The following is a 4277-nucleotide window of genomic DNA, read 5'->3' as shown; positions in this document are numbered from 1 at the left end:
CGCAACTGCTCCAGCACCAGATCCAGGCGGTCGAGCACCTGGTCGGCTTCGTCGAGGACCGACTGTGCACTGGAGCGCGACGGCTTCTGCTCCGGAAAGAGCGTACGCCGTGTATCCGTAAGCACATCCAGGCGTAGGCGCAGCCCGTGGCGGCGGAGCGTAGCCTGCAGCGCCGGGGCTTGCGTGCGCAGGTGGCGCCGCGTAGCCTGGTACGCATGCTCGCACACGTCGTGGCGGTTTTTGAAGCTGAAGATGTTCGAGAAGAACATGCGCGTGTCATCGTACTCCGGCTCAATCAAGATGAGATCCGCATCCGGATGGGTATGCGCATATTTCTTGAACCCCGTAGTTTTGCGCGAATCCACAATCGCGCGGAATGTCTGCGAGAGCACAGCCGGAAGCCCATGATCGATGAGCCCATGCTCGTTCAGCAAGCGGTTGGCATGGCGTTTCAACTGCACATTCACCGGCACAATCGGGTTAATGCAGAACAGCAGGTCGGTACCCTCATCGAGCGCCACGCTCGCATGCACCGTGCGCCGCGCTACGCCGTCGATGTAGTACTCGCCGTCGATTTCGACGGGACAGTACAGCCCCGGCAGTGCAGTGCTGGCTTGCACCGCTTTCGAGATGGGCACATGGTTGCGCTCCGGCCCCCCAAACACCGCAACCTCCGATGAGTCCAGATGCATCGTTACCACGCGCAGCTTTGCGCGCAACTCGCGAAAATCGTTTGTGCGATCAGGAGGCGTTAAGGCCTGGGCCAGAAACCGGTGTAGCGGCGTATTATCGAACAACCCCGTAGGCACAACCGAACCAAACGTCGACAAAAGCCCAACTACAGAAAGGTCGGTCGGATGCGTAGCAAAGTAGCGGAACGTCCGCCAGAGCGCCCCCGGTACACGCAGCATACGTTCGGCATACTCGCGGAGCGCCGGGCTAAAGAGCACCTCCGGCTGCACGTTCAAGCGTGGGTCCGCGTCAGACTCAGACACAATCGCTCGGCTCAGTGTCTGCGCCGACACCCCATTCGCCAAAAACGAACTAATGAGCGCGCCTGAGCTTACGCCCACATACGTATCCAGCCCGTGCAGGTCAAGCCCGTCAATCGCCTCATCGAGTGCACACAGGGCCCCGACCTCGTAAATGGCCCCCTCAATCACGCCCCCTGCACATGCCAGTCCAACCGAAGAAGAATTCGTAGCCATACATCCGAAAGCCAAATGAGAAACAGCGCGTCGCTAATGGATATGTCGTGAAAGCGGTTCCAACTGACGGACCAGCCAAACGTTTGGCTTAGTCTGCTATCGCCCTATGGGTGTGGCCCGCCGCTCGGGGTAATGCCCGCAGCAAGAGCACGTTAGCGCGCGGAGCGGGGCGTCTGCTCCCCCGTCTCCCCCGATGTAGATACCATCTCGTTATCTGATTTCCCTCCTTCGGAGCTCGTTTGCTCGTTTCCCGGCGACTCGATAGCATTGAGAAGTGCCCCCAGCTTCTGCTCGGCCTCGTGCAGTTGATTGCGCAGCGCATCCAACTCATCAGCCCGCGGCCCTTGCAGCAAGCGACCCAGGCGGTCCATCGAGTGCTGAACCAGATCATCGACACGAACGCGGAGCTGATCGAGCCCCGCGTCAAGCGCGGCTCCACTGCGGCGCAGCAGCTTGTGCAACACCTCTGCCGAAATGGGCGAGTGCCCCTCCTTTCCCTCGGCCAGAATGATCTGCGTGAGCGTCTGCGCCGTCAAGTCTTGCCCGGTGGTCTGATCCACTACCTTAACCGTCTCGCCGCTTCGCACCAACTCGGCGATGTCACTCAACGACACGTATGTACTGGCTTCAGTGTCATAGAGTTTACGATTCTCGTAGCGTTTGATAAGACGAGCCATACAGCGCAATTCATATTCATACAAACAGTTGGGCAAAGCGCGGCAGTGTAACCCCTAAAACGGATACAACAACCAGCGAACCGATAACGCACTGCGTCACCACGCGTCATATCCGACGCATGGACCGGTCGCATGATCCACACCTGATGCACAGCGCCCCCGTTCCAATGCCTGCTACGCTTGGGTGTTAGCGATTGGCGAACCTACCGTTGGCATTACCGGTTTGAAAGCGACCCGAACTATCATCGCACGGCATATTTTATATGTCTCTCGCCTTGCCGCATGCCGTGCCTGTTCTGGCCGACTCCCCGTATTAACCTCGTAATCTGCATTTTATGGCCCACGCCCCCTCTCCGGTCGAAGAAGAGCTCATTCAGGAGTTCGGCAATATCTACGAATCGCATGGGCTAAAGCGATTGCAAGGCCTCATCGTGGGATTGCTGCTCACGCAGAGTGAACCGGCCTCGCTCGACGATATGGTCGAACTGCTGGGCCACTCGAAAGGCCCGATCTCCATCTCTGTACGGCGCCTGGCCGATATGGGGGTCGTGCGCAAGGTGGATGGCCCCGTAAACCGACGCAACTACTACGTGGCCCATCCCGATATCTTCTACAACAACTTCAAGTTCAACATGGCCACGGTGCGCCGCAACCGTTCGTTAGCCGAGCGCTACTTGCGACGCATGGAGCAGAACAACCTGGGAGATGCTGAAACCATCAAAAACCTGGAGCACATGCACGCTTTCTACCAGCTTATGGAGTCGTTCTACCAGGACTTCTCGGAGCGCTGGGCAGAAGTCAAGCAATCGCGTCTGGATGACCAAGATGCGGCCACTGCCTCGCACAAATCAACGGGCGATGCGAACCTATAAGGCACACACCGCCCGCTGCAAGAGGTATTTACGAAGAGAAGCGCGCTCTACTCGTTAGGGCAGCGTTCGCGTCTTCAGTTGCCGTTGTCAGCGCGCTGGCGCTGCGTTCCGGGCGAGGCAATTTCATTCGCCTCCTCAAGAACCGCACGCATATCGGCGCGGTCTTCATACAGAAGGTCAAACTCTGCCGACCCGATGGTAAACTGCACGGTCTCTCCGGTAGCAATGCGCCGGAACGTTGATGCGCTCATCGTGGCAGTTTGGATTTCGAGCACACCATCATCAATACGACGTGCGCGAGCGGTCACTTCACTGATCCGACGGCGCTGTCCATCAATCCAGACAAGCGCACGATCAGTTTGTGTCATACCGGTTCGCTGGTCGGTAAATCCGTAAAACGTAAGACGCCAAGACTCCTCGGTGGTCTCAGGCTGATAGACGTACTCAGCCTTGTACGCAATATCATCTCCAGCGTAGTTTTGGACGTCCGCATCGCGCAGTCCGGTGCTCGACACGCGCTCTTGGCCCGTAATATCGCTCGTTTCGTGCTGGACCTGAGCGGTTGCCTCTGGTGCACCAAGCAGTACAACTGCACTGGCAATAACACAAGCAATAAATAGAAATCGGCTCAAGGGGCGCATAGGCTCGGTTGGCTATGAAGGGGGCGGGCGCACATATGCATCTACCAAATGCGCATACTGAACTGCATAAAAAGCGCATCGGCAAATACACAGCTATGGTAGTCTTCTTCATCTATTAAGATTCTTGAAAGCGCTTACGATTTATTCCTGATATGGAGCAATAGTGCTACACATAACAGCTTCTCTTTTGATTTATTCTTTATTTCATAGAGGCGGGGTGCCTTACCGAGCGATTCTGCGCTCTACTCTCACTGCCAGACATGTCCGGGTCCATTGCTCAAAGGACGGCACACCCTCGTGAACGAAGTAAATCGAAGTGGAGATTGCTCTGACCGAAGCAGAAACGGAGTTCAACGTACATCGCTGGTACATTCAGTCTGGCCTTCCTCAAGAAGATGCTTTGATCAGGGCGCCCCCCAGAACAACGACCCCTTCCAGGTTGTGGCAAATGTTTGCCGCCTTGGTGCGTGCTGGCATAGGTTCAAACAACCGGCAGCGAGCCCCCTGTCCGTTTATACCAACTCCGCATGCGTCGTTGGTGTATGGAGGGGATGTGTGAAGGGGGAATAAGAAAAACATCCACTCATCCATCCATCCCCATACGAGGCCGACCGACGACGTACATCGGGGGCCTCGTAGAGGAGCAATACCGCAATGCTGTAACCGGATTTGGTATTGTACCATCTGCGCTGAATCATCATACAGGTGTTTGCAATCGGTGAGCGACGAAACTCGCCTTAATGTCGCCGGGGACGCAAGCGGTACCGACAGCGGTCGGCACAGGTTACCCGGCTATGGGCTGCAAATCCTTAGCCCGGGATCAGGAGCGAAGCGCTGGGAGCACCGCGACCGAGTACTCCTGGGGTGCGGATATCCCGG

Annotated in this window: 4 protein-coding genes; 1 reads left to right on the top strand and 3 read right to left on the bottom strand. The window is 56.9% G+C overall.

Annotated features, from left to right (window positions below):
- Together R6U20_RS00300 and R6U20_RS00295 are read right to left on the bottom strand one after the other, a co-directional pair.
- On the bottom strand, nucleotides 1-1208 hold a 1208-nt coding region (locus R6U20_RS00300), incomplete at its 3' end, for a patatin-like phospholipase family protein (RefSeq protein WP_410335872.1).
- 152 nt (nucleotides 1209-1360) lie between these two features.
- Nucleotides 1361-1885, bottom strand: a complete 525-nt coding sequence (locus R6U20_RS00295; protein ID WP_410335871.1) for a polyhydroxyalkanoate synthesis regulator DNA-binding domain-containing protein — start codon at nucleotides 1883-1885, stop codon at nucleotides 1361-1363.
- A gap of 335 nt (nucleotides 1886-2220) precedes the next feature.
- Here R6U20_RS00295 and R6U20_RS00290 point away from each other — a divergent pair, with 335 nt between their 5' ends.
- Nucleotides 2221-2757 (top strand): GbsR/MarR family transcriptional regulator, encoded by a 537-nt coding sequence (locus R6U20_RS00290; RefSeq protein ID WP_410335870.1) that lies wholly within the window; start codon nucleotides 2221-2223, stop codon nucleotides 2755-2757.
- Between the two features lie 74 nt (nucleotides 2758-2831).
- Here the strand turns inward: R6U20_RS00290 and R6U20_RS00285 are convergent, their stop codons facing one another.
- Nucleotides 2832-3389 carry a hypothetical protein gene (locus R6U20_RS00285; protein WP_410335869.1) on the bottom strand — a complete coding sequence of 186 codons (558 nt, stop codon included), beginning with the start codon at nucleotides 3387-3389 and terminating at the stop codon, nucleotides 2832-2834.
- Nucleotides 3390-4277 lie beyond the last annotated feature (888 nt).

The sequence above is a fragment of the Longimonas sp. genome (assembly GCF_046498435.1).
GTDB lineage: Bacteria > Bacteroidota > Rhodothermia > Rhodothermales > Salinibacteraceae > Longimonas.
The sequence above is the reverse complement of the archived record's forward strand: the minus strand, read 5'-3'. Positions and strand labels throughout refer to the sequence as shown.